23 protein-coding genes are annotated in these 23,944 nt (G+C 71.1%); 17 read left to right on the top strand and 6 right to left on the bottom strand.

All coding sequences use genetic code 11. The features are described 5' to 3' along the window. Window positions 1–77 precede the first annotated feature (77 nt). From JIAGA_RS32270 to JIAGA_RS0125075, 4 genes are all read left to right on the top strand, one after another. On the top strand, window positions 78–1,217 hold the full coding sequence (locus tag JIAGA_RS32270) for a hypothetical protein (protein ID WP_157553514.1): 1,140 nt from the start codon (window positions 78–80) through the stop codon (window positions 1,215–1,217). Continuing rightward, on the top strand, window positions 1,214–2,701 hold the full coding sequence (locus tag JIAGA_RS0125085) for a hypothetical protein (protein WP_026877786.1): 1,488 nt from the start codon (window positions 1,214–1,216) through the stop codon (window positions 2,699–2,701). The genes JIAGA_RS32270 and JIAGA_RS0125085 overlap by 4 nt, the downstream gene beginning before the upstream one ends. Window positions 2,702–2,718: 17 nt before the next feature. After that, complete coding sequence (locus JIAGA_RS32265; RefSeq protein WP_084470453.1) at window positions 2,719–3,435, top strand: ATP-binding cassette domain-containing protein; 717 nt, start codon at window positions 2,719–2,721, stop codon at window positions 3,433–3,435. Between the two features lie 242 nt (window positions 3,436–3,677). Then, complete coding sequence (locus JIAGA_RS0125075) at window positions 3,678–4,910, top strand: ABC transporter permease (RefSeq protein ID WP_211239846.1); 1,233 nt, start codon at window positions 3,678–3,680, stop codon at window positions 4,908–4,910. 427 nt (window positions 4,911–5,337) lie between these two features. Here JIAGA_RS0125075 and JIAGA_RS0125065 read toward each other — a convergent pair whose 3' ends face one another. After that, on the bottom strand, window positions 5,338–5,697 hold the full coding sequence (locus tag JIAGA_RS0125065) for a hypothetical protein (RefSeq protein WP_026877783.1): 360 nt from the start codon (window positions 5,695–5,697) through the stop codon (window positions 5,338–5,340). A gap of 102 nt (window positions 5,698–5,799) precedes the next feature. Between JIAGA_RS0125065 and JIAGA_RS0125060 the strand changes: the two genes are divergently transcribed. The 9 genes from JIAGA_RS0125060 (at window position 5,800) to JIAGA_RS0125020 (ending at window position 14,823) form a co-directional block, all read left to right on the top strand. Continuing rightward, window positions 5,800–6,432: a trimeric intracellular cation channel family protein gene (locus JIAGA_RS0125060; RefSeq protein WP_026877782.1), complete on the top strand. Its 633-nt coding sequence runs from the start codon at window positions 5,800–5,802 to the stop codon at window positions 6,430–6,432. Between the two features lie 330 nt (window positions 6,433–6,762). After that, window positions 6,763–8,025, top strand: coding sequence for a quaternary amine ABC transporter ATP-binding protein (locus JIAGA_RS32260; RefSeq protein WP_051426488.1), 1,263 nt, complete (start codon window positions 6,763–6,765; stop codon window positions 8,023–8,025). Continuing rightward, window positions 8,022–8,900 carry an ABC transporter permease gene (locus tag JIAGA_RS0125050; RefSeq protein WP_026877781.1) on the top strand — a complete coding sequence of 293 codons (879 nt, stop codon included), beginning with the start codon at window positions 8,022–8,024 and terminating at the stop codon, window positions 8,898–8,900. Before JIAGA_RS32260 ends, JIAGA_RS0125050 begins: the two co-directional genes overlap by 4 nt. Window positions 8,901–8,945: 45 nt before the next feature. Then, window positions 8,946–9,965 (top strand): glycine betaine ABC transporter substrate-binding protein, encoded by a 1,020-nt coding sequence (locus JIAGA_RS0125045; RefSeq protein WP_026877780.1) that lies wholly within the window; start codon window positions 8,946–8,948, stop codon window positions 9,963–9,965. Window positions 9,966–10,120: 155 nt separating this feature from the next. Further along, window positions 10,121–10,711: a dCTP deaminase gene (dcd, locus tag JIAGA_RS0125040; RefSeq protein ID WP_026877779.1), complete on the top strand. Its 591-nt coding sequence runs from the start codon at window positions 10,121–10,123 to the stop codon at window positions 10,709–10,711. 76 nt (window positions 10,712–10,787) lie between these two features. Continuing rightward, entirely contained in the window at window positions 10,788–12,956 is a 2,169-nt protein-coding gene (locus tag JIAGA_RS0125035) for a (Fe-S)-binding protein (RefSeq protein WP_026877778.1), read from the top strand. Window positions 12,957–13,204: 248 nt separating this feature from the next. Then, on the top strand, window positions 13,205–13,708 hold the full coding sequence (locus JIAGA_RS0125030; RefSeq protein ID WP_026877777.1) for a hypothetical protein: 504 nt from the start codon (window positions 13,205–13,207) through the stop codon (window positions 13,706–13,708). Window positions 13,709–13,729: 21 nt separating this feature from the next. Further along, entirely contained in the window at window positions 13,730–14,596 is an 867-nt protein-coding gene (locus tag JIAGA_RS0125025; protein WP_026877776.1) for a DUF4097 family beta strand repeat-containing protein, read from the top strand. Window positions 14,597–14,634: 38 nt separating this feature from the next. Then, window positions 14,635–14,823 carry a hypothetical protein gene (locus JIAGA_RS0125020; protein ID WP_157553512.1) on the top strand — a complete coding sequence of 63 codons (189 nt, stop codon included), beginning with the start codon at window positions 14,635–14,637 and terminating at the stop codon, window positions 14,821–14,823. A 57-nt stretch (window positions 14,824–14,880) separates the two neighbouring features. Here the strand turns inward: JIAGA_RS0125020 and JIAGA_RS32255 are convergent, their stop codons facing one another. From JIAGA_RS32255 to JIAGA_RS0124995, 5 genes are all read right to left on the bottom strand, one after another. Beyond that, window positions 14,881–15,978 (bottom strand): YihY/virulence factor BrkB family protein, encoded by a 1,098-nt coding sequence (locus JIAGA_RS32255; protein WP_051426487.1) that lies wholly within the window; start codon window positions 15,976–15,978, stop codon window positions 14,881–14,883. An 18-nt stretch (window positions 15,979–15,996) separates the two neighbouring features. Beyond that, a complete protein-coding gene (locus JIAGA_RS0125010; RefSeq protein ID WP_026877774.1) occupies window positions 15,997–16,293 on the bottom strand; it encodes a DUF3618 domain-containing protein in 297 nt (98 codons plus the stop codon). After that, complete coding sequence (locus JIAGA_RS0125005) at window positions 16,293–16,700, bottom strand: phage holin family protein (RefSeq protein ID WP_051426486.1); 408 nt, start codon at window positions 16,698–16,700, stop codon at window positions 16,293–16,295. The genes JIAGA_RS0125010 and JIAGA_RS0125005 overlap by 1 nt, the downstream gene beginning before the upstream one ends. Beyond that, window positions 16,666–16,974: a YtxH domain-containing protein gene (locus tag JIAGA_RS32250; RefSeq protein WP_051426749.1), complete on the bottom strand. Its 309-nt coding sequence runs from the start codon at window positions 16,972–16,974 to the stop codon at window positions 16,666–16,668. Before JIAGA_RS32250 ends, JIAGA_RS0125005 begins: the two co-directional genes overlap by 35 nt. A gap of 130 nt (window positions 16,975–17,104) precedes the next feature. Beyond that, window positions 17,105–19,198, bottom strand: a complete 2,094-nt coding sequence (locus JIAGA_RS0124995; RefSeq protein WP_026877772.1) for a S9 family peptidase — start codon at window positions 19,196–19,198, stop codon at window positions 17,105–17,107. 68 nt (window positions 19,199–19,266) lie between these two features. On the opposite strand from JIAGA_RS0124995, the gene JIAGA_RS0124990 reads away from it, so the two are divergent. The 4 genes from JIAGA_RS0124990 to hutU all read left to right on the top strand — a co-directional run bounded on the left by JIAGA_RS0124990 (window position 19,267) and on the right by hutU (window position 23,921). Then, a complete protein-coding gene (locus JIAGA_RS0124990; RefSeq protein WP_026877771.1) occupies window positions 19,267–19,620 on the top strand; it encodes a GntR family transcriptional regulator in 354 nt (117 codons plus the stop codon). After that, a complete protein-coding gene (locus JIAGA_RS0124985) occupies window positions 19,617–20,609 on the top strand; it encodes a DUF1648 domain-containing protein (protein ID WP_026877770.1) in 993 nt (330 codons plus the stop codon). Before JIAGA_RS0124990 ends, JIAGA_RS0124985 begins: the two co-directional genes overlap by 4 nt. A 62-nt stretch (window positions 20,610–20,671) precedes the next feature. Further along, window positions 20,672–22,204: a histidine ammonia-lyase gene (gene hutH, locus JIAGA_RS0124980; protein WP_026877769.1), complete on the top strand. Its 1,533-nt coding sequence runs from the start codon at window positions 20,672–20,674 to the stop codon at window positions 22,202–22,204. A 52-nt stretch (window positions 22,205–22,256) separates the two neighbouring features. Continuing rightward, window positions 22,257–23,921 carry a urocanate hydratase gene (hutU, locus tag JIAGA_RS0124975; protein ID WP_035815246.1) on the top strand — a complete coding sequence of 555 codons (1,665 nt, stop codon included), beginning with the start codon at window positions 22,257–22,259 and terminating at the stop codon, window positions 23,919–23,921. The last annotated feature ends 23 nt before the right edge of the window (window positions 23,922–23,944 follow it).

Genomic DNA, 23,944 nt, shown 5'->3' with positions numbered 1-23,944 from the left:
GTCAGGAAGCTGTGAAGAGCGCGGATCTGACGCCTCCTTCACGCGTTCTTCATCGCCGGCTCCGCACCCTTCTGGGCATGACGAATTGGCGAGCACGGGCGCGGCTGGTGGCCTTCGCCTGCGTGACGGGGTTGGTCCTGGCCGGGTGTGGCGACGACGGCGACGGCGACGGCCGGACCGATGGCGCGGGTTCCGGGGAGACCGACGGCGCGGAAGAGCAGAGCCCGCTTGCGGAGTTCCTGGGCGACGGCGTCACCTTCTCCGGCGGCGGCATGATGGTCGCGGCGACCTCGGCCGGCGACCTGTCCGAGGAAGACCAGCAGCGGATGCGCCAGGTGGAGGAGCTGGTTGCGGAATGCATGCGCGAGCAGGGCTTCGAGTACGTCCCGGTCGACCCGACCGGCGGCGGCGATCGCGAGGACCCGTTCGCGGAGGCGTTCTCGCTGCCGCCGGATGAGTTCGCCCGCGAGTACGGCTATGGGATCAGCACGCTCACTCCCGCCGATACGGCCAATGAGGAGCAGACCACCGACCCCAACCAGGAGATCCGCGACGGTCTGTCCGACGCCGCGCGAGAGCAGTACGACCGGGCTCTGTGGGGCGAGATGGCGGAGCTGATCGAGCCGGTCGAGGGCGGCGGCGTGGCCATCTCCGGAGCGTCCCCGCCGGCCGGCGACGAGGGTGAGCGGGACATGGGCTGCCACGGCGAAGCCGGCGAAGAGGTCTACGGCGAGCAGGAGCCCATGACCGGGCCGGATCTCGGCGAGTTCGACGGACTGTTCGCGGACATGGACGCCCTGCGGCAGCGGATCGAGAGTGATGCCAGGGTCGCCGCGGCCACCCAGGCGTGGGCCGACTGCCTCGCCGCGGCCGGGCACTCCGGTTTCGCTACCGTCAGCGAACCGCAGAACGACGTCATGGAACGGATGATGGAGCTCTACGGCTCGTCCACGCAGGACGAGGGGACCCCGTCGGAGTCCAACGTCATGAACACCGGCGCCGACGTCGACGAGGCGGCGCTGCGGGAACTGCAGGACTACGAGGTCTCCCTCGCCACCGCCGACTACGAGTGCCAGCAGGAGCACTACGTTGAGGTGCAGCGCGAGGTCGCGTTCGACATGGAGGAGCAGTTCGTCGAGGAGCACCGCGCCGAACTGGAGCGGTACCGCGACGCGATGGCCGAAGGGCCGGTCGGGCACGCCGGTGGCGTCGGGTGAGCCGGGCACGCAGCCGGACCCTGCTCGTGGTCGGCGGCGTTGCCGTCGCCGCCCTTGTTGCCGGTATTTTCGCCGGAACGCGCATCACCTCGCCCGCCGATGCCGCCGCGCGCACGGCGCCGCCTGACGCCTCCGAGGTCACCGTCCCGGTGGAGCTGCGGACCCTGAACAGTGAGGTCGTCACGCGCGGTGACGTCTCCGCGGCCGGCGCCGTCGACGTCGTTCCCGAGGTCGGTGGGCTGGAGACGCCGCCGGTGGTCACCGGGCAGGTCCCGGAGGTGGGTGCGGAGATCACCGAGGGGACGGCGCTGCTGGAGATCGTCGGCCGGCCGCTCGTCGTCCTGGCCGGTGAGCTGCCGATGTACCGGTCGCTGCGGCCGGGGATGAGCGGGCCGGACGTGGAGCAGCTGGAGGTCACACTGCAGCGGTTGGGCCTGGATCCCGGCGAGGTCGACGACGAGTACACGGCCGCGACCGGGGACGCGGTGGAGGAGCTGTTTGAACGCATCGGCTACGAGCCGCCGGAGCCGGACCCGCAGGCCGCGGCGGAGCTGGAAGCCGCACAGGACGCCGTCGACGCCGCCGAGGACGCGGTACGGCAGGCCGAACAGGCCCTCGACGCCGCCGGCGCCGGTCCGGCCGACGCCGAACGGGTGGCCGCGGAGAACGCCGTCGCCCAGGCGAAGCGGGACCTGGCGGCGGCGAAGAAGCAGGGTGACAGGACCCTGATCGCCCAGGCCGAGGACCAGGTCCGGCTGGCCGAGGCGCAGCTGGACGACCTGCTCGACGGCAGGGACACGTCGGTGGAGGAGGCAGCACTGGACACCGCCAAGGACCAGCTGGCCGCCGCCCGGGAGGACCGCGACACCGCGGCCGCGAGCGCCGGCACGCCGCTGCCCGCGTCCGAGGTAGTCTTCGTCCCGAGCCTGCCCCGCCGGGTGGACGAGGTGCACGTGCGCCGTGGCGGTCAGGTGAACGGCGCGGTGATGTCCGTGAGCGGCGCGACCCTGGTCGTCACCGCGAACGTCGACGACGCAGCCCGCGAGCTGCTGGCCGAGGAGATGCCGGTCGCGATCGAGCTGCCCAGCGGCACCGAGGTCGCCGGCACCATCGCGGCCATCGAGGAGGCCGAGGGTGACGGTGCCACCGGGCACGACGTCACCGTCGCTCCCGGGGAGCTGACTCCTGAGCAGGTGGAGGAGCTGCGCGGCGCCAACGTGCGCCTCACCATCCCGGTGGAGAGCACCGACGGCGACGTCCTCGCCGTGCCGCTGGCCGCGCTGACCGCGGGCCCCGGGGGCGAGAGCCGGGTCCAGGTCCTGCGTGCCGGGGTGGCCGAGCTGGTCGAGGTCGAGGTCGGGCTCACCGCTCAGGGATACGCCGAGGTGAGCGCTGTCGACGGGGAGCTGGCCGAAGGTGACCTCGTGGTCGTCGGTGAGTCGGCGGACGCGGACCCGGACGCCGAAGCGGAGACCGAGACGTGACGCCGCCGGTCGTGGAGATGACGGGGGTGGGCCGGGTGTTCCCCGGCCCACCTCCGGTGGAGGCGGTGCGCGGTGTCGACCTGACCATCCGGTCCGGTGAGTACGTGTCGATCGTCGGCCCGTCCGGCTCGGGCAAGTCGACCCTGCTGCATCTGCTGGGCTTGCTGGACCGGCCGACGCACGGGGTCTACCGGCTGGACGGCGTCGACGTCAGCACGCTGCCGGAGCGGCGGCGCACCCGGCTGCGGGGCGAGCGGATCGGGTTCGTCTTCCAGGCGTTCCACCTGCTCCCGCACCGCAGCGTCCTGGAGAACGTGGAGTTGTCGATGACCTACCTGCGTGTGCCGCGCCGGGAGCGCACCGCCCGGGCCCGGGCGACGCTGGAGCGGGTCGGTCTGGCGCATCGGGTCGACTTCGACCCGCTGCTGCTGTCGGGCGGCGAGCGGCAGCGGGTCGCGATCGCCCGGGCGCTGGTGGCGCAGCCGAGCCTGCTGCTGGCCGACGAGCCCACCGGCAACCTCGACAGCGGCAACGCCCTCTCGGTGCTGGCGCTGTTCGACGAACTGCACGCCGACGGTCTCACGCTGGCCGTCATCACCCACGACGACGGCGTCAGCGCGCGGGCCGAGCGCCAGGTCCGCATCGTCGACGGAACGGTGAGCCGACGAGCGAGCGTAGTGGTTGCCGCGAGGGACGAGCGTGCGCCCGCGGAGCGAGTGAGGAGGCGAGCGTGACCAGGCAACACGGAACGGTGAGCCGACGAGCGAGTGTAGTGGTTGCCGCGAGGGACGAGCGTGCGCCCGCGGAGCGAGTGAGGGGGCGAGCGTGACCAGGCAACACGGAACGGTGAGCCGACGAGCGAGTGTAGTGGTTGCCGCGAGGGACGAGCGTGCGCCCGCGGAGCGAGTGAGGGGGCGAGCGTGACCAGGCAACACGGAACGGTGCACGGCGCTGCGGACGCGCTGGAGGTGCGCCGGTGAGGCGCCGGCGGCTGCGGCTGACTCGCCGGGGCCGTCGGATCACGCTGCGTGACCTGCTCGGTGAGGCGCTGGCCGGGGTGGCGGCGCGTCCGTCCCGGCTGGCGCTCACCACTCTCGGCACGGTGCTGGGTATCGCGGCGCTGGTCGCGACGATGGGTCTGGGGCAGACGGCGGCCGGTCAGATCACCGACCGGTTCGACCGGATCGCCGCTGTCCGGGTCGTGATCGAGGCGGGCCAGACGGATGGGCCTGACGGCGAGGTCGACCTGACTCAGCTGCCCTGGGACGCACCGCAGCGGATCGGCCGGCTTGCCGGGGTGGAGTCGGCTGGGACGTTCGCCGCGGTGGACGTCGCCGGCGCGCCGGTGCGCGGGGTTCCGTATGGCGCGATCGACCAGGTCGTGCCGGTCGCGGCCGCGTCGGCGGGGCTGTTCGACGCGCTGGGGGCGAGGCTCGCGGCCGGCCGGTTCTTCGACGAGGGACATGACGCGCGCGGCGACGCCGTGGTGGTTCTCGGCCGGTACGCCGCGGAGCGGCTGGGGATCAGCCGTGTCGACGCGCAGCCGTCGATCTTCATCGGCGACCGGGCTTTCACGGTCATCGGCATCGTCGACGCGGTCGACTATCGGTCGGGAGTGCAGGACTCGGTGATCATGCCGATGGGTGCCGCGCGTGCTTTCTATGGGCTGGAGGCGCCGGACGCGGTCGAGATCCGTACGGAGCTCGGCGCGGCGCAGCTGATCGGCCGGCAGGCGCCGCTCGCCGTCGACCCGAACAACCCGGACCTGTTGGACGTGAACGCGCCGCCGGAGCCGGGATCGTTGCGCGACACGGTCTCGGCCGACGTCAACGGGCTGTTCTTGGCTCTGGGCGGGTTGTCGCTGCTGGTCGGTGGGTTGGGGATCGCGAACGTGACGTTGCTGTCGGTGCTGGAGCGGGTGTCCGAGATCGGGCTGCGACGCGCGGTCGGCGCCGGGCGGCTGCACGTGGCCGGGCAGTTCCTGGTCGAGAGCGGGATCGTCGGGTTCCTCGGTGGGCTGGTCGGCTCGGCCGTGGGCGTGCTCACGACCCTCGGGGTCTCGCTGGTGCGGGACTGGACGCCGTTGCTGGACATCCGGCTGGCGTTGGTCGCGCCGCTGCTCGGCGGGCTGATCGGCCTGGTGGCGGGCACGTACCCGGCCTGGCGAGCGTCCGCCGTCGAACCCATCACGGCCCTGCGCACCGGCTAGGGCTCAGCGGGCCGGGCCGATCGTGCGGGGAACGGAGCCGGTCGATCCCTCGAGGTCCCGGATCGACAGGGTCTGCCACGATCGGCCCTTGTTGAGTGGGATGGGGCGGCGAACCAGGGGATCTTGGGCATCAGCACCTTCCAGCGCCCTTGCGCGAGCGGGCCGACCAGGTACCCACCGGCAGCGTTCGGGCCGAAGAGCTCTTCGCTGGGCTCGAACCCCCGCCGGCCCGGAGCCAGCCTCCGACCCGTCGGTGCGCGTCGTCGTCCGCCAGGACCGCGGTGAGCCACCCGTCGAACGCGGCATGGAGGCGTGACGCCTGTTCGTCCGGCACGCGGGAGTCGATCAACACCCACGCCAGCTGGGCCGACTCGTTGCCGACGTCCAACGGCGTCGGGTAGGCCTCGACGACGGTTCCGTGCCGTTGTCACCCGACGTCCGCCGCACGGTCCTGTGGGTACTGGCCGGCATTCTCGCCGGTGCCGCGCCGGTGGTTCTGGTGTGGGATGCCCGTACCCGGGACCGCGCGTTGCGCCGGACACATGACGTCTTCGTCGAACAACAGTCGGGTGCTGGACACCGTCGAGTACCAGGCGCAGAACACCGCCGTCCCGAGCAGCAGCGCGGGCGTCAGCCACCTGGACCCGCGCGGATCGAGGCGCGCCGCGAACATGGCGAAGTCCGACAGGTCCGGCGCCGGCTCGCGGTGGTGGTCGGACCGCCGGCCGGCGGCCTCCTGCCAGTGCCGTCGCGGATCACCCGCGGGTGTGGTCGTCCCATCCGTCATCGCCTCATTGTGCGGACCGTTCGCTGCCCCGATCACAACTCCGGCCGCCCGTACGCGCGAACTCGCGGCGCGTGACGCACCCACCCGCGCCATGCTGGACGGGTGCAGATCTTCGCAGCGCAGACCCAGCTCGTGCTCGACCTGGTGGGTGTTTTCTTCTTCGCCGTCTCGGGCGCCCTGCTGGCGGCACGCAAGGGATTCGACGTGGTCGGCAGCGTCCTGCTGGCCGGCATGACCGGTCTGGGCGGCGGCGTGATCCGCGACCTCATCATCGGAGTGCCGCCAGCAGCGTTCGACCGGCCGATCCACATCCTGCCGGTGGCGCTTGCCGCCGCCGTCGTCTACCTGTACTTCCCGCACGTCTCGCGGTTCCGGCGTACGTTGCTGCTGTTCGACGCCGCCGGCCTGGGACTGTTCTGCGTGACGGGGACGGTGCGGGCGCTCGACGCGGGGGTACCGACGGTGTCGGCCGCGCTGTTGGGTGTGACGACGGCCGTCGGCGGTGGGCTGCTGCGCGACGTCGTGGCCCGCGAGGTGCCGTCGCTGTTCCGGCACGACGACATCTACGCGGTGCCGGCCATGGTGGGTGCGGCGGCGACGGCGTTGCTGTGGCGGCTGGACGCGCTGTCGCTGTGGACCGGGGTGGCGGCGAGTGTCGCCACGTTCACGCTGCGTGCGCTGGCGGTGCGGTACGGCTGGCGGGCCCCGCTGGCGTATCGGCGGCTGAGCCCGTAGGCATGAGCCCCACAGGTAGTCCACATTCTGGACGCGAAGTGTCTCGACAGGTAACCGTTTGGCGTTGCAATCATCACAATCACGCAGCTCTGAGAGTCCTGGATTCGCACCGACACGCCGAGGTCGGCTAGCGTCACAGGCGACCGACCCCTGACAGGCGCGGTTGGGCAGTGGCCTAAGAAGGTGGGCTTGGGTTCCCACCGTGTCCACGTTCGACCCGCTCGCGCCGCTTCGTCGCGTGGCTCACCGGTTGCTCCCATGCGGAGCCGCCTGGCGTAGCCCCGCCCGGTTCGCCGGTGCGTCGCGTGGCTGACGAACGAAAGGTGAGGCGTGACCGCGGTACGCGCGGAAGGACTGTTCAAGCTCTTCGGCAAGAAGACCGATGAGGCCGTTCGGCGGCTCAAGGACGGCGCCAGCCGTGCCGACGTCGTCGCCAGCGGCGCCACCCCAGCGGTGATCGACGCCAGCTTCGACGTGCAACCCGGCGAGATCTTCGTGGTGATGGGCCTGTCCGGGTCCGGAAAGTCCACCCTGATCAGAATGCTCAACGGGCTCCTCGAGCCCACCGCCGGCCGGGTGTTCATCGACGGTGTCGACATCTCCGCCATCGACGAGGCCGAGCTGCGCCGCGTCCGGCAACAGAAGATCGGCATGGTGTTCCAGCACTTCGCGCTGCTGCCACACCGCACCGTCGCCGAGAACGCCGCCTACGCGCTCGACATCCAAGGGGTGCCGAAGAAGGAGCGGCTGGCGAAGGCCACCGAGGCGCTGGAGCTCGTCGGACTGACCGGGTGGGGGGACAAGTACCCCGCGCAGCTGTCCGGCGGCATGAAGCAGCGGGTGGGCATCGCCCGCGCCCTCGCGGCCGGCAGCGACATCATGCTCATGGACGAGGCGTTCTCCGCGCTTGACCCGCTGATCCGCCGCGAGATGCAGGACCAGCTGATCGAACTGCAGTCCCGTCTCGGCAAGACGGTCGTCTTCATCACCCACGACCTCAACGAGGCGATGCGTCTCGGCGATCGCATCGCGGTCATGCGCGACGGCCGGATCGTGCAGATCGGCACCGCCGAGGAGGTGTTGAAGGATCCGGCCAACGACTACGTCGCGCAGTTCGTCGCCGACGTCGACCGCACCCGGGTCCTGACCGCCTCCAGCGTGATGGAACCGCCGCTGATGGAGGTCAGTGCCGCCGCCGGCCCCCGGGTCGCGCTGCACGGCATGCGGGAGAAGCAGATGAGCGCGACGTTCGTCGTGTCCCGCGACCGCGTCCTGCGCGGCGTGGTGCGCGACCAGGATGTCGTGGCGGCGGTCAACCGCGGCGACTCGACGCTGGACGCCATCGTCAGCGAGGACTACCAGTCCGTGCACGCCGACACGTTCCTGGCCGAACTGTTCGCGCCGTCGGCCGAGTCGCCGCTGCCACTGGCCGTGGTCGACGACGCCGGCAAGCTCGTCGGCGTCATCCCGCGCGTCACCCTGCTGGCCGCGATGGCCAGCATCGTGGAGTCCCTGCCGGAGGACGCTTCCGCTGCCGAAGCCGGGGCCGACCCCGATACCGATGCCATGCCGGTCGAGGGGGGTGTCCGATGAGCGACGAAGCCTTCGACCCGCTGGAGCCGCGGCTGGAGGTCGGCACGTGGGTGTCCGACGCGTTCGACTGGTTCACCGACACGTTCCAGTCGGTACTGGACGTCGTCGACACGGTCCTCACCGGCATGTACGACGGCCTGTACGACGCCCTGAGCGCACCGCCGTTCCTCGTCATGATCGCGCTGTTCGCGGCGCTGGGCTGGCTGGTCCGGTCCTGGAAGTTCGCCGTGTTCAGCGTCCTGGGCTTCTACCTGGTCGCGGCCATGGACCGGTGGGACGGGGCGATGCAGACCCTCTCACTGGTCGTGGTGGCGGCGCTGCTCGCATCACTGATCGCGGTGCCGCTGGGCGTCTGGGCGGCGAAGTCGCGGGCCGTGAGCAACACCCTGCGGCCGGTCCTCGACTTCATGCAGACCATGCCGGCCATGGTCTACCTGATCCCCAGCCTGGCCGCCTTCGGCATCGGCGTGGTCCCCGGCATGATCTCCACCATCGTGTTCGCGATGCCTCCGGGCGTGCGTTTCACCGAGCTGGCGATCCGGCAGGTCGATGCCGAGGTCGTCGAGGCCGGCCAGGCATTCGGATCCTCGCCGACGCGGATCCTGCGGCAGATCCAGTTGCCGCTGGCCCTGCCGACCATCATGGCCGGCATCAACCAGGTCATCATGCTGGCGCTGTCCATGGTCGTGCTCGCGGCCATGGTGGGCGCGGCCGGCCTCGGCCTGGACGTCGTCGCCGGTCTGAGCTCCCTGAACGTGGCGCGCGGTGTCGAAGCCGGCGTGGCGGTCGTGGTGCTCGCGATCTATCTGGACCGGATGGTGGCCGCCCTGACCGACCGGGCGCCCGTCATCCGAGCATCGAAGGTTCGTGACTGAGTCCTCGAATCCTGAGCGCAAGTAGTCGAAAAACAGAGGAGTAACATGCGTAAGCCCACGATCAGCGTGCTGGCCGGCCTCGCCGCCAGCGCCCTCGTCCTCGCCGGCTGTGGCGGTGACGACGACGGCGACGACACGACCAGCAACGGCGGCGGCAACGACGGCGGCACGGACGTGCAGACCATCGGTGACGTCGACACCGGATCGTGCGACCCCGCCGACGCCAACGCCGAGATCCCGGACCCGGAGGGCACCGGCGACGACGAGACGACCCTGAGCATCGGTGTGTTCTCCGGCTGGGACGAGAACTACGTCGTGGCCGAGCTGGCCAAGGTCGCGCTGGAGGAGCAGGGCTACACCGTCGAGTTCCAGGAACTGCCCGAGGCGGGCGCGGTGTACCAGGGTGTCGCCGACGGCGACATCGACATCGTCATCGACGCCTGGCTGCCGAACACGCACGCGCAGTACGTCGAGCAGTTCGGCGACGACCTCGAGGACGTCGGCTGCTGGTTCGACGAGGGCTACCTGACCATCGCGGTCAACTCCGACTCGCCGGCGCAGTCGCTGGACGAGCTGGCCGAGAACGCCGCCGAGTACGGCAACCGCATCGTGGGCATCGAGCCCGGTGCCGGGCTGACCACCACCACCCAGAACGAGGTCATCCCGACCTACGGCCTGGAGGACATGGACTACCCGACGTCCTCGTCGCCGGCGATGCTGGCCGAGCTGGACAACGCCATGGCGGCCGGTGAGAACATCGCCGTCACGCTGTGGCACCCGCACTGGGCCTACGCCGCCTACGACATCCGCGACCTGCAGGACCCGGAGGGTGCCCTGGGCGAGGCGGAGCGGCTCTACAACCTGGGCCGTCCTGGCTTCCACGAGGACTTCCCGAACGCCGCGCAGCTGATCCAGAACCTCTACCTCTCCAACGAGCAGCTGCTGGAGATCGAGGACATCATGGTCGTCCAGAACGGGCGCGAGGACAACGCCGGTTCGATCGCCCAGTGGCTCGACGCCAACCCGGACTTCATCGCCGACTGGCGGGCCGGCTCGCTGATCTGACCCGAGCTCGCCTCGATGGCGGGTGGTTTGGTGGGCCTATAGCGCCACCAAACCACCCGCCATCAGTCGTTGCATCAGGTGGGGTGCCGCGTGCGGTCCCGGCCAGAACGGTGGTCGCCTGGCAGCGGCCGCGGCCCGCTCGGTAGTGTCCCCACATGCTGCTCTCCGACCGCGACATCCGGGCTTCCGTCGAGTCCAAGCGGGTCCAACTGGATCCGTACGACCCCGAGATGGTGCAACCGTCGAGCATCGACGTCCGGCTCGACCGGTACTTCCGGGTGTTCGAGAACCATCGCTACCCGCACATCGACCCGGCCGAGGAGCAGCCCGACCTCACCCGCATGGTGGAGCCGCACGGTGGCGAGCCGTTCGTGCTGCACCCGGGGGAGTTCGTGCTGGCGTCCACCTTCGAGACGGTGACGCTGGGCGACGACGTCGCGGCCCGGCTGGAGGGCAAGTCGAGTCTCGGCCGGCTGGGGCTGCTCACCCACTCCACTGCCGGGTTCATCGATCCCGGCTTCACCGGGCACGTCACCCTGGAGCTGTCCAACGTGGCGACACTGCCGATCAAGCTGTGGCCGGGGATGAAGATCGGCCAGCTCTGCTTCTTCGCGCTCACCTCGCCCGCGGAGGAACCATACGGCGCGCAGCGGCACGGGTCTCGCTACCAAGGTCAGCGCGGTCCCACGCCGAGCCGGTCCTACCTGAATTTCCACCGCACCCACGTGGAGGGCGCGCAACCGTAGTTACCCGGGAGTAATATGTGGGTCGTGCCCCAGGAACGGGGTAGCAGCCCGTCTCGGCGGTGAGGAGCCGGAACGCATGCAGTACGTCGCCATCGTTGTCGCACTGGGCGTCACACTGTTGTCCCTGGTGGTGCTGGCGGACGCCGCGGTCCGGATGCTGCGGGTGATCCAGCTGGGTCAGCCTGCGCCGGGACGGCTGACCGATCCGCGGGCCCGGTTCGTGACGTTGGTGCGCGAGTTCCTGGGTCATACGAGGATGGCGAAGCGGCCGGTGGTGGCCGTGGCGCACTGGTTCGTGATGGTCGGGTTCGGCGCGTTGTTCTTCACGCTGGTGACGGCGTACGGGCAGTTGTTCGACGCGTACTGGGCGTTGCCGGTGATCGGGCACTGGGTGCCGTTCGAGTGGTTCACCGAGGCGATCGCCTGGTTGACGCTCGCCGGGATCGTGACGTTGACGGTGACCCGGCAGCGGCAGCATCCCCGCGCGTCCGGGCGGTGGTCGCGGTTCTACGGCTCGACGTTCTGGCAGGCGTACTACGTGGAGTTCACCATCGCGACGATCGCGGTGAGCATCCTGCTGCTGCGCGGGCTGGAGTACCGCCTCTTCGGCGACGTGCTGCACTTCCCGCTGACGGCGTTCATCGGGTCGTGGTTCGACGGCGTCTCCACGAGCGGTGTCGAGCTCACGGTGCACGTGGTGGCCGGGGTGAAGATCGTCGTGTCGTGGCTGTTCTTCACCGTGCTGGCGTGGAACCTGACCATGGGCGTGGCGTGGCACCGGCTGCTGGCGTTCCCGAACATCTTCCTCAAGCGTGAGGCCGACGGCGGCCCGGCGCTGGGGGCGGCCAAGCCGCTCACCGTCGGCGGTGAGCCGGTCGACTTCGAGAAGCTCGAGGACCTGGACGAGGACGCCTCGCTCGGCGCCGGCAAGGTCGAGGACTTCTCGTGGAAGGCGCTGCTCGACTTCTCCACCTGCACCGAGTGCGGCCGCTGCCAGTCGCAGTGCCCGGCCTGGCACACCGAGAAGCCGCTCTCGCCGAAGCTGCTGATCATGAACCTGCGCGACCACGCGTACGCGAAGGCGCCCTACTTGCTGGCCGGCGGCGAGGACGCGGCGGCGGATGAGCAGGCCGGGGTGCCGGCCGAGGCGCGGGCGGAGGCGGACCGCCCGATCGTCGGCGACGCCGAACACGGCGGCGTCATCGATCCCGACGTGTTGTGGTCGTGCACCACCTGCGGCGCGTGCGTCGAACAGTGCCCGGTCGATATCGAGCACGTCGACCACATCCTGGACCTGCGGCGCTACCAGACGCTGATCGAATCGGAGTTCCCCGGCGAGCTGAACGGGCTGTTCCGCAACCTGGAGAAGGCCGGCAACCCGTGGGGAGTCAATGCCTCCAAGCGGATGGACTGGGCCAAGGACCTGTCCTTCCCGGTCCGGCAGGTCGGCGCGGACGTCGAGTCGCTCGACGAGGTCGACTGGCTGTTCTGGATCGGCTGCGCCGGCGCCTTCGAGGACCGCGCCAAGAAGACGACCCAGGCCGTCGCCGAGCTGCTGCACACCGCGGGGGTCTCGTTCGCCGTCCTGGGCGACGGTGAGACGTGCACCGGCGACCCCGCCCGCCGTGCCGGCAACGAGTTCCTGTACCAGCAGTTGGCCGCGCAGAACATCGACGTCCTCCGCGAGACGAAGGCGGTGCGGGTCGTCTCGACCTGCGCGCACTGCTTCAACACCATCAAGAACGAGTACGCCCAGCTCGGGCTCCAGCTCGAGGTCGTGCACCACACCCAGCTGCTGAACCGGCTCGTGAGGGAGGGCAAGCTCACGCCGGTCGCGCCCGCCGACGGTGGAGCCGTGGCCGGCCGGCCGGTCACCTACCACGACCCCTGCTACCTGGGCCGGCACAACCAGGTCTACGAGCCGCCGCGCGAACTGGTCGGTTCCCTGCCGGGTGTCGAGCTGCGCGAGATGCCGCGCAGCCGGTCCACCTCCTTCTGCTGCGGCGCCGGTGGCGCGCGTATGTGGATGGAGGAGCGCATCGGCACCCGCATCAACGCCGACCGCACCGCCGAGGCCCTGGCCACCGGTGCCGAGGCCATCGCCGTGGGCTGCCCGTTCTGCCGCGTGATGCTCTCCGACGGCCTGACCCAGGCCCAGTCCGAGGGAGCCGGGCAGGACGTCGAGGTGGTCGACGTCGCTCAGCTGCTGCTGTCCGCCGTCAAGCGCGCCGACGCGCCCGCCTGACCGCGCACCCCTGACCGCGCACCCCTGCCCCGCGCGCTCGCCCGGGGCCGTGGGCCTTGCCCGGCCCGTGCGCCTCGCCCGGCTCCGTTGATCTTGGAGTAGTGGCGGAATCGCGGAGGGATTTGTCCGTTTGATTCCGCGGTTTCTCCAAGATCAACGGAATGCGAGCGAGGTTGGCGCCATGGTGACACACTCATGGCGTCATGGTGACGCTTGACGTGGCGCCAATGTGACGCCATTATGGCGTCATGGAACTGACGCCCTATGTCGAGGCACTGCGTGGATCGCTCGCCGCGGCCGGCCAGGCTGCCGCCGACGACGTCCGGGCTGCGGCGGACCGGCTCTCCTACGCCGTCGAGCCGTCGCTGCGGCTGACGTTGCTCGAGGCGCTCGGCGATGCCGCTGCCGAGGTCACCAACCAGCTCGACGGCGTCGTCGTCGAGGTCCGGCTGCGCGGTGGCGACCCTGAGCTGGTCGCCACGGAGGCCGCCATCCCACCGCAGCCGCCCACGCCCCCCGCCCCGCCCACGCCACCGGTGCCGCCGTCCCCGCCGGAGGCCGACGAGGGCACCTCCCGGGTGTCATTGCGGCTCCCCGAGACGCTCAAGGTCCGGGTCGAGGAGGCCGCTGCCGCGGAAGGCATGTCCGTCAACGCCTGGCTCATCCGGGCAGTGCTGCTGACCTTCGAGCCCGAGCGCTCGTCGGGCGTGCGCATCAACATCGGCCGCAACATCTCCGGCTGGGTCCGCTGACTTTCGAACGGGAGAATCCTCATGTCCGACTTCATCTCGCAGACGTTCCCGGCCGAGGGGCCGATCAGCCTCTCGGTCGAGCAGCGCTCCGGTGACGTGGAGGTCACCGCCGCCGACACCACCGAGGTGGAGGTGCGGCTACACCCGTCCGGCCCCGGCGGCGACGATCTCGCCCAGCGCACCACCGTCGAATACCGCCCCGGCGCGCTGCGCATCAAGGTGCCGCGGAGCACCACGTCGTTTGTGGCTTCGGCCGAGGTGCGTGCCTCGGCTGCGTCCGTCGACATCGTCGTCACCGTGCCGGCGGGCAGCGACGCCGAGGTGGAGACGAGCTCCGGCGACGTCCAGCTGACGGGCCGGTTCGGCGAGGTGTCCGGCAGGGCCGGCTCCGGTGATCTGTCCATCGAGTCCGGCGGCGACGTCCGGGTCGTGGCCGGTAGCGGTGACGTCCGGATCGGCAGCTGTGCCGGAGTCTCCGCGAAGACGGGGTCCGGCGAGATCCGGATCGGCCGGGTCACCGGCGGCGTGGAGCTGCAGTCGGGGTCCGGCGGCATCGAGGTGGACGGGCCGGTCACCGACGCGCGCTTGTCGGCCGCGTCCGGCGACATCGGCGTCGGCACCGTAGCGGGCCGGCTCACCGTCAAGACGGCGTCCGGCGACATCACCGTCCGCCGGGCGGAGGAGGGCGACATCACCGTGCGCGCGGCCAGCGGCGACGTCACGGTCGGGCTCGCTGCCGGCACGGCCGCCAAGCTCGACGTGTCGTCGGTCACCGGGTCGGTGCGCTCCGACCTCGACGCCACCGATGCGCCCGCCGCGTCCGACCGCACCCTGTTGCTGGCCGTGAAGACCGTCAGCGGCTCCGTCCGACTACACCGGGCCGGCTGACGGTCCGGCCGCACCTCGCACACCTGGAGATGGTGATCATGAGTTTCGAGTACTACGACACCCTGCATCGCCGCCGTGCTCACGAGTTCGAGCGCGACGCGCGCATCGTCGCCACCGCGAGGCGGCTTCGCCGGGCCCGCCGGCTCGAAGGTGCCGCCCGGCGGCTGCAGCGGCTGGCCCGCCGCCTGGAGGGCCGGGCGGGCGTCAGCCGGGCCCGGCTCCTCTAGGGGGTGTCTCGCCAGCTCGGTGCCCATCGCGCGACGACGCCGGGCGGCGCTGCATTCTCAGTCCTGATGTCCGCCGCGTCGCAGCCGCCGGCCCATCCGAACCAGCGTGGCCTGCTTGTCCGCGGCCTTCTCCAGTTGCCGGGTGTCGCGCGGCGGCAGCTGGATCGCCTCCTCCGCAGGCATCCCGGCCTGCAGTTCCCGGGCCCGCTCGGTCTCGGCGTCGAACTCCGCACCGAACAGTAGGGCCAGGTTCGTCAGCCACAGCCACAGCAGGAAGACGATGATGCCGGCCAGTGACCCGTAGGTCCGGTTGTAGCTGCCGAAGTTCGCGACGTAGAGCGCGAACGCCCCGGAGCCGATCGCCCACACCACGATGGCCATCACCGCGCCCATGCTGATCCAGCGGAACTTCGGCTGGCGCACGTTGGGCGTGGCCCAGTACAGGAGCGCGATGATCGAGGCGACGACGAACAGGAGCACCGGCCACTTGGCGATGTTCCATACCGTCACCGCCGTGCTCCCGAGGCCGATGGCGTCACCGATGGCCTGCGCGACCGGGCCGCTGACCACCAGCATCACCGCGGCGGCCAGGATCAGCACCATGACCAGCAGGGTGACGCCGAGCATCACGGGACGAAGCTTCCAGAACGGCCGGCCCTCGCCGATGTCGTAGATGCGGTTCATGGCCCGGCCGAACGCACCGACGTACACCGACGCCGACCACAGCGCCGCCAGCAGACCGATGACCAGGGTCAGGCCGGCTCCTGGCGCGTTGGTGAGCTGGTTGATCGGCCCCTCGAGGTCCGATGCCGCCGCGGAGGGCGCGATGTCCTGCACGATCGAGACCAGCTGGTCGGTGGTCTGCTGCCCTTGGCCGAGCAGGGCCGGCAGCGACACCAGGGCGACCAGGGCGGGGAACAGCGACAGGACCGAGTAGTAGGTCAGCGCGGCCGCGAGGTCGGTGCATTCGTCGTCCATGAACTCGCGGAACGTGCGCCGGGCGACGTAGGTCCAGGACGGACGGGTCAGCTGGGTGGGCCCGTTCGGCTTGCGGTCGTCGTCGGGTGCCGGCCGCTCGGGCGCCGGGCGTCCAGCCGGGCTTCCCGGCTGGACCTCCTCGGCGTCGGTGTGGTGGCGGTGCGCGTGCGTGGCCATGCGATCACCTCGGGACGCTCAGTGGCGGCGCTTCCAGACGAAGGCGCCGGCGATGGCGGCCACGAGGGCCGTTGCGCCGGCCACCATCATGGTCACCGGACGTTTCGCCACGTCCTTGGCCTGCCGGCCCATGGAACCGGCGCGGTCGCGGGCCGTGCTCAGCTTCGCCTGCGCCTGGCTCTTGACGTCGAGCTTGTGCGACAGGGCCTCGACGGTGTGGCCGAGGTCGCTGCGGGTCTGCTCGATGTGCTTCTCGATCTCCTCCGGGCCGGCGTCCTGGGGCGGTTCCGTGGCCCGGGTCCGCGTCGTGCTCATCAGTGCCTACTCTCCTTCAGCTCTTCGACGTCGCGCTTGACGTTCGCGACGGTGCGCTCCGGCTTCGGTCGTGCCTGCCGGGTCTCGCCGCGGCCCAGCAGCGCCACCAGCCCGGCCAGCAGGAAGAGAGCTCCGGCGACGATGAGCGCGGCGGCCCAGACCTCCAGCACCAGAGCCAGCGCCGCGATGGCACAGGTCACCAGCGCCCCGACGCCGAAGAAGGCGAGCAATCCGGCGCCGCCGAACAGGCCGAGGCCGATGCCGGCATGCTTGGCCTTCTGCGACATCTCGGCCTGGGCCAGCCGCATCTCGTCACGGATCAGGTGTGACGTCTGCTCGGAGAACTGGCGGACAAGCTCCGCTACGGAACGGTCATCCTGGCTTCGGGTAATGCCCGTTGTGGCCATGTGCGCCCACCTCCGTCGGGTCTGGTTCGTGCCGGTGCATCGTCGAGCGCACCTTGTCGGTGGCTTTGGTGGCCGCTTCGGCCAGCTTCTCCTGCACCTCAGGGGCTTTCGCCATGACGGCGTCCTGGGCCTCGGAGACCTTCTGCTGGACCTTCGGGTCGTGCCACATGGCGCCGGCGCGGCCCTTGATCTGTTCGTAGCGTTGCCGGCCGGCCGCCGTGCCCAGGACGTACCCGACCGCGGCTCCCGCCAGGAGGAGCAGTTTGCCTCTCATGATCACTCCCTTGGGCTTGCAGGTATTCGGCAGATACCCGAATGTACGCCGGGCATGCGAGCCCGCGCGTGCGTGAACCAGCAGGTCACGAACGCGAGGAAGGTGAGGTATGCGAGATCTTGGGTGGTGGTCAGGCCGTGGTGGTGTCGATGATGAACGCGAGGGTGAATGCCTCGTCGCGCCACGCGTCGTAGCGCCCCGACGGCCCGCCGTGGCCGGCGCCCATCTCGGTCTTGAGCAGCAGCGGCCGGGTGCCGGTGGCGGTCGCGCGCAGCCGGGCGACCCACTTGGCCGGCTCGTGGTAGCCGACGCGGGGGTCGTTGAGGCCCGCTGTTGCGAGGATGGCGGGGTAGTCGCGCGCCTGCACGTTCTCGTGCGGCGAGTAGGACTTCATGTACGCGTACACCTCGGCCGACTCGACCGGGTTGCCCCACTCCTCCCACTCCACGACCGTCAGCGGCATGGTGGGGTCGAGGATGGTGTTGAGCGCGTCGACGAACGGCACCTCGCCCACCAGCGTCGCGAACGTGGTGGGTGCGAGGTTGGCGACGGCGCCGATGAGCAGTCCGCCGGCGCTGCCGCCGCGGCCGGCCAGCCGGTCACGTGACGTCCAGCCGGTGGTCGCCAGGTGCTCACCACAGGCCACGAAGTCGGTGAAAGTGTTGCGCTTCGCCAGCAGTTTGCCGTCCTCGTACCACCGCCGGCCCAGCTCGCCGCCACCGCGCACGTGCGCGATGGCGAAGACGAACCCGCGATCCAGCAGCGACAGCCGCGGAATGGAGAACCACGGGTCCATCGACGCCTCGTACGCGCCGTAGCCGTAGAGGACGCACGGAGCGGTGCCGTCGCGTGGGGTGTCGCGCCGCTTGACCAGCGAGATCGGGACACGAGTGCCGTCCGGTGCGGTGGCCCACTCGCGCACCGACTCGTAGGCGTCGAGGTCGACGTCGCCCAGTACCGGCTGGCGCTTGCGCAGTCGCAGCTCACCGGTGGCGACGTCGTAGTCGTAGACCGAGGTGGGCGTGGTCAGCGAGGTGTAGCCGAGCCGGTACACGGAGGTCTCGAACTCGGGGTTGCCGCCGGGCCGGACGGTGCGGACCGGCTCGGTGAACTCGATGTCGCGGCCAGGCTGGGGGCTGCCGTCCACCAGGGGCAGGAGGTGCAGTTCGGTGCGGCCGTCGCGGCGCATGGTGACCACCAGATGGCCGGCGAACGCGTCGACACCGGTGACCCGCACTCCCGGAGTGTGCGGCAGCACCGGGCGCCAGTGCTCCCGGCCGGGTGTCTCGGCCGGCGCCACCACCAGTTCGAAGTCGAGGGCGTCGCGGTTGTGCACGATGTAGAAGGAGTCGCCGGTGTGATCGAGGGAGTACTCCACGCCCTGCTCGCGCGGTTCGACGACGCGGAACTCGCCCAGTGGCTCGGCGGCCGGCAGGATCAGCACCTCGCTGGTGATCTGGCTGCCCAGGCCGATGAGGATGTACTGCTCGCTGCGGGTGAGCCCGACAGAGGCGAAGAACCGCTCGTCGGTCTCCTCGTGGACGATGGTGTCGGCGCCGGCCTCGGTGCCCAGGACGTGCCGCCACACCCGGTAGGGGCGCATGGCGTCGTCGACGGTGGTGTAGAAGAGCACCGACGCGTCGGCCGACCATGCCGAGCCGTAGTAGGTGCCGGGCACTTCGTCGGGCAGGGTCGCGCCGGACTCGAGGTCCTTGAACCGCAGGGTGTATTTCTCGCCGCCGTCGTAGTCGGTGGAGTACGCGAGCAGCCGGCCGTCGGGGCTGATGTCGAACGTGCCGACGGCGAAGTACGGGGAGTCGCCGGCCAGCTCGTTCTCGTCCAACAAGATCTGCTCGTCGGCGGGGGAGACGATGGGCTCCGACGGGTCGGCCGGCAACGCCGGTTCCGTGCGGGAGCGGCAGTGGACGGGGTACTGGCTGCCCTCGATGGTGCGCGCGTAGTACCACCAGCCATGGTGCAGGGAGGGCACGGACAGGTCGGTCTCGAGGGTGCGGCTCTTGATCTCCTCGAAGATCTCGTCCTGCAGCGCTTTCGTGTGCGCCGTGGCCGCTTCGGTATGGGCGTTCTCCGCCTCCAGATACGCGATGGTGTCCGGGTCCTCACGGTCCTTCAGCCAGGCGTACGGATCGACGACGGTGTCGCCGTGCACCGTCCGCTCGTGGGGGACCTGCTTGGCGGCCGGGGGGCGGGAGATCTCGGACATGGGGCGACGGTATCTCAGCGGCGTCCATGCAACTTGTTCTATTAGAACTAGAACAATAGACTGACGTCGTGCTCATCAGGTTGGACCCGGCGTCTCCCGAGCCGCTGTTCGCGCAACTGGCCGCCGCCATACGTGGCGCCTTGGCCCGCGGCGAACTGCGATCCGGGGAGCGGCTGCCCGCGGCGCGTGACCTCGCCGAGTCCCTCGGGCTGAACGTGCACACGGTGCTGCACGGCTACCAGCAGCTGCGCGACGAAGGCCTGGTCGAGCTGCGACGCGGCCGGGGCGCCGTCGTCACCGCCGAGGCCGCGGGCGGGCTCGCCGCGCTGCGGCAGGCCGTGGCAGACGTCGCCGCTGTCGCTCACCGACTGGGTCTGACCGCAGACGAGCTCGTGGAGCTCATCCGAGAGGAGTACCGATGAACGACCAGACACCCCGGCCAGGGGCGCGGATCATCGCTCGGGCGGTGCTGGCCGCCGCCGGGCTGCCGCTCGCCGTGGGCGGCATCGCGGCCGGCCTGGTGCTGCGGTGGCGCGACGACCTCCCGTCGACGGTGGCCACCCACTGGGGCACCTCCGGGTCTCCGGACGACTTCAGCTCCGTGACCACGGTGGCCTGGTTGGTCCTCGGGTTCTCCGCGGGTCTGGCCGCCATCGGCCTCGCTCTCGTGGTCGCCGTCCGGTTCGAACCCGTCGTCAGCAGGGTGGTCGCGGCCACGTCGGCGGGCACGGCGGGCTTCGTGGCGGTGCTGGCTGCCGGGCTCACGGAGAAGCAGCGCGGTCTGGCCGACGCTGCCGAGGCGGACCTGTCGGCCGGGCCGATCCTGGGCGCACTCGCGGCAGGCGCCGCCCTGGCGCTGGTGGCCACGCTGCTCGTCCCCGTGTGGCGCACGGCACCGGCCGTTCCCGCCGATGCGCCCCGGCTGCCGGTCGGCGACGGCGAACGGGTCATGTGGACCCGTTCCGTGGCCACCGGGAGCCTGCCGGCCGCCGTCCTCATCGCCGGGGTCGGCGTCACCGCGGTGGCCGGGCTGATCGGCCGGCAGTGGTGGGTGCTGCTGTTGAGCCTGGCCATGGCGCTGCTTGTCCTGCTGATGTTCTCCATCACCGTCACCGTCGACCGCCGCGGGCTCACCGTCCGGGGCCGGCTCGGCTGGCCGCGGATGAACACCCCGCTGACGGAGATCGTCCGGGCGAGCGTCGTCGAGGTGCACCCGATCCGGCACTTCGGCGGCTACGGCTACCGGGTGGCCGCGTTCGGCCCCCTGCGCGGTGCCGTCGGGTACGTCCTGCACGGCGGCGAGGCACTGCTGATCGAGCGGACCAGTGGCCGGCGCACCGTGGTCGTCGTCGACGACGCAGCCGTCGCGGCCGGCCTGCTGAACACGCTCGTCGAGCAGACGCCCGCGTGATCGTGGACGCTTGACGACGACCAGCGGTCGAGAAGCGCGGGCGGAGGACGACAATGGCCGCCATGATGCAGCAACAGGTCGAGGTCGGCACCGGCCCGGTCAGCGCCGATGACGTGGTGGCGGTGGCCCGGCGGGGTGCGCGGGTGCGGTTGGGCGACGACGCGAGCCAGGCGGTCGCGCGCAGCCGCGAGGTGGTCGAGCGGCTGGCCGTCGCCGATCTTCCCTATTACGGCGTGTCCACGGGGTTCGGTGCGCTGGCCACCCGCCACATCCCGGCCGAGCGGCGGGCCGCGTTGCAGCGCAGCCTGATCCGCAGCCACGCGGCCGGGTCCGGTCCGGAGGTCGAGCGCGAGGTCGTCCGGGCGCTGATGCTGCTGCGGCTGTCCACGCTGGCCACCGGCCGCACCGGGGTGCGGTTGGAGACGGCGAGGGCGTACGCGGCCATGATCGATGCCGGCATCACCCCGGTGGTCTACGAGTACGGCAGTCTCGGCTGTTCCGGCGACCTCGCGCCCCTGGCCCACTGTGCGCTGGCCCTGATGGGTGAGGGGACGGTGCGCGACGCCGCCGGGGTGCTGACCGACGCGTCGACAGCGCTCGCGACGGCCGGGATCGAGCCGGTCGAGCTGGCCGAGAAGGAGGGCCTGGCGCTCATCAACGGCACCGACGGCATGCTCGGGATGCTGGTGCTGGCAGCGCACGATCTCGGCCGGCTGCTGCGCGTGGCCGACGTCGCCGCGGCCATGAGCGTGGAGGCGCTGCTGGGTACAGACCGGGTGTTCGCCGACGACCTGCAGGCGTTGCGGCCGCACCCGGGCCAGCGTGATTCCGCGGCCAACCTGCGCGAGCTCCTGGCGGGGTCGGCCATCGTGGCCAGCCATCGCGGGCCGGAGTGCACTCGCGTGCAGGACGCCTACTCGCTGCGTTGCGCGCCCCAGGTGCACGGTGCCGCCCGGGACACCCTGGCCCACGCCGCCGCGGTCGCGGAGCGGGAGCTCGCCGCCGCCATCGACAATCCCGTCGTCACCCTCGACGGCCGGGTGGAGTCCAACGGCAACTTCCACGGTGCCCCGGTCGGGTACGCGCTGGACTTCCTCGCCATCGCGGTGGCCGACCTGGCGTCGATCTCCGAGCGCCGCACCGACCGGTTCCTCGATGTCGCCCGCAACGCCGGCCTGCCGCCGTTCCTGGCCGCCGACCCAGGGGTGGATTCCGGGCACATGATCGCGCAGTACACCCAGGCGGGCATCGTCGCGGAGCTGAAGCGGCTGGCGGTGCCGGCGTCGGCCGACTCCATCCCGTCCAGCGCCATGCAGGAGGACCACGTCTCGATGGGCTGGGCGGCCGGCCGCAAGCTGCGCCGGGCGGTGGACGGCCTGGGCCGGGTGCTGGCGGTCGAGCTGCTCACGGCGGCCCGGGCGCTGGACTTGCGGGCACCGCTGACGCCGGCGGCCCGCACGGGCGCCGTCCGTGACCTCATCCGCACGCGGGTGGCCGGACCGGGGCCGGATCGTCACCTGGCTCCGGAGATCGACGCGGTCCTCGATCTGGTGCGAACCGGCGCCGTGCTGGAGGCTGCGGGCCCCCTGCATTGATCATGCGCACGGGCCGGCCGGCGTGAAAGGATCGCAGCCGGAGGTGGCGCTCATGACGTCCGGACCGCGACCCGTCCGCGCGCCGCGCGGGACCCAGTTGACCGCGAGGGGCTGGCCGCAGGAGGCCGCCCTGCGGATGCTGCAGAACAATCTCGACCCGGCGGTGGCCGAGCACCCCGACGAACTCGTCGTCTACGGCGGCACCGGGCGGGCCGCGCGTGACTGGCCGTCGTTCGACGCCCTGGTGCGGACGCTGACCACGCTCGCCGACGACGAGACCATGTTGGTGCAGTCCGGCCGCCCGGTCGGCGTGATGCGAACGCACGAATGGGCGCCGCGGGTGCTGATCGCCAACTCCAACCTGGTGGGCGACTGGGCCACGTGGGAGGAGTTCCGGCGGCTGGAAGCGCTGGGACTGACCATGTACGGGCAGATGACCGCGGGGTCGTGGATCTACATCGGCACCCAGGGCATCCTGCAGGGCACCTATGAGACGTTCGCCGCCGTCGCGGCCAAGCGGTTTGGGGGTTCTCTCGCCGGTACGGTGACGCTGACCGCCGGGCTGGGCGGCATGGGCGGTGCCCAACCGCTGGCGGTCACCATGAACGGCGGGGTGGCCGTCGTGGTCGAGTGCGACCCGTCGCGCATCGCCCGCCGGATCGAGCACGGCTACCTCGACGTCCAGGCGGCGACCGTGGACGACGCGCTCCGGCTGGCCGGCGACGCCCGCGCGAACCGCCGGCCACTGTCCGTCGGCGTACTGGGCAACGCCGCCGAGGTGGTCCCGGACCTCCTGCGCCGTGGCGCGGAGATCGACATCGTCACCGACCAGACGTCCGCACACGACCCGCTGGCTTACCTCCCGGCCGGCGTGGCGTTCGAGGACTGGGCGGCCGAGCGGACCAAGGACCCGGCCGGCTTCACCCAGCGGGCACGCGAGTCAATGGCGGTCCATGTCGAGGCGATGGTCGGCTTTCTCGACGCCGGTGCCGAGGTGTTCGACTACGGCAACTCGATCCGCGGCGAGGCCCAACTGGCCGGGTTCGATCGCGCCTTCGCCTTCCCCGGCTTCGTGCCCGCCTACATCCGGCCGCTGTTCTGCGAGGGCAAGGGGCCGTTCCGGTGGGCGGCGCTGTCCGGCGACCCCGCCGACATCGCCGTCACCGACCGCGCCGTCCTCGACCTCTTTCCGGACAACGAGCCGCTGGCCCGGTGGATCCGGATGGCCGGCGAGAAGGTGCGTTTCCAAGGGCTTCCGGCCCGCATCTGCTGGCTGGGTTACGGCGAGCGCGACCAGGCGGGCCTCCGGTTCAACGAGCTCGTCGCGTCCGGCGAGGTGTCCGCGCCGGTGGTCATCGGGCGCGATCACCTCGACGCCGGCTCCGTCGCCTCGCCTTACCGCGAGACCGAGGCCATGGCCGACGGTTCGGACGCCATCGCCGACTGGCCGCTGCTGAACGCTCTGGTCAATACCGCATCCGGAGCCACCTGGGTCTCCATCCACCACGGTGGCGGGGTGGGCATGGGCCGTTCCATCCATGCCGGTCAGGTCACCGTCGCCGACGGCACACCGCTGGCCGCGGAGAAGATCGCGCGGGTGCTCTCGAACGACCCGGGCATGGGCGTCATCCGCCACGTGGATGCCGGGTACGACCATGCCGCCGAGGTGGCCGACCAGCGGGGTGTCCGGGTCCCGATGCGCGAGAGCGAAGCGTAACTTGACGGTTACGTAAGGCATCG

Origin of the sequence: Jiangella gansuensis DSM 44835, assembly GCF_000515395.1 — a bacterium.
Taxonomy (GTDB): domain Bacteria; phylum Actinomycetota; class Actinomycetes; order Jiangellales; family Jiangellaceae; genus Jiangella; species Jiangella gansuensis.
This window is presented reverse-complemented; position numbering and strand designations above follow the sequence as displayed.

Bases quoted from the DNA above. Each gene is read 5' to 3' on its own strand.
- hutH (WP_026877769.1), top strand. From the start codon at position 20,672: ATGATGCAGCAACAGGTCGAGGTCGGCACCGGCCCGGTCAGCGCCGAT.
- JIAGA_RS0125030 (WP_026877777.1), top strand. From the start codon at position 13,205: ATGGAACTGACGCCCTATGTCGAGGCACTGCGTGGATCGCTCGCCGCG.
- JIAGA_RS32250 (WP_051426749.1), bottom strand. From the start codon at position 16,974: ATGAGAGGCAAACTGCTCCTCCTGGCGGGAGCCGCGGTCGGGTACGTC.
- JIAGA_RS0125025 (WP_026877776.1), top strand. From the start codon at position 13,730: ATGTCCGACTTCATCTCGCAGACGTTCCCGGCCGAGGGGCCGATCAGC.
- JIAGA_RS0125045 (WP_026877780.1), top strand. From the start codon at position 8,946: ATGCGTAAGCCCACGATCAGCGTGCTGGCCGGCCTCGCCGCCAGCGCC.
- JIAGA_RS0124985 (WP_026877770.1), top strand. From the start codon at position 19,617: ATGAACGACCAGACACCCCGGCCAGGGGCGCGGATCATCGCTCGGGCG.
- JIAGA_RS0125020 (WP_157553512.1), top strand. From the start codon at position 14,635: ATGAGTTTCGAGTACTACGACACCCTGCATCGCCGCCGTGCTCACGAG.
- JIAGA_RS32265 (WP_084470453.1), top strand. From the start codon at position 2,719: ATGACGGGGGTGGGCCGGGTGTTCCCCGGCCCACCTCCGGTGGAGGCG.
- hutU (WP_035815246.1), top strand. From the start codon at position 22,257: ATGACGTCCGGACCGCGACCCGTCCGCGCGCCGCGCGGGACCCAGTTG.
- JIAGA_RS0125035 (WP_026877778.1), top strand. From the start codon at position 10,788: ATGCAGTACGTCGCCATCGTTGTCGCACTGGGCGTCACACTGTTGTCC.
- JIAGA_RS0125010 (WP_026877774.1), bottom strand. From the start codon at position 16,293: ATGAGCACGACGCGGACCCGGGCCACGGAACCGCCCCAGGACGCCGGC.
- JIAGA_RS0125065 (WP_026877783.1), bottom strand. From the start codon at position 5,697: ATGACGGATGGGACGACCACACCCGCGGGTGATCCGCGACGGCACTGG.
- JIAGA_RS0125050 (WP_026877781.1), top strand. From the start codon at position 8,022: ATGAGCGACGAAGCCTTCGACCCGCTGGAGCCGCGGCTGGAGGTCGGC.
- JIAGA_RS32270 (WP_157553514.1), top strand. From the start codon at position 78: ATGACGAATTGGCGAGCACGGGCGCGGCTGGTGGCCTTCGCCTGCGTG.
- JIAGA_RS0125005 (WP_051426486.1), bottom strand. From the start codon at position 16,700: ATGGCCACAACGGGCATTACCCGAAGCCAGGATGACCGTTCCGTAGCG.
- dcd (WP_026877779.1), top strand. From the start codon at position 10,121: ATGCTGCTCTCCGACCGCGACATCCGGGCTTCCGTCGAGTCCAAGCGG.
- JIAGA_RS32255 (WP_051426487.1), bottom strand. From the start codon at position 15,978: ATGGCCACGCACGCGCACCGCCACCACACCGACGCCGAGGAGGTCCAG.
- JIAGA_RS0124995 (WP_026877772.1), bottom strand. From the start codon at position 19,198: ATGTCCGAGATCTCCCGCCCCCCGGCCGCCAAGCAGGTCCCCCACGAG.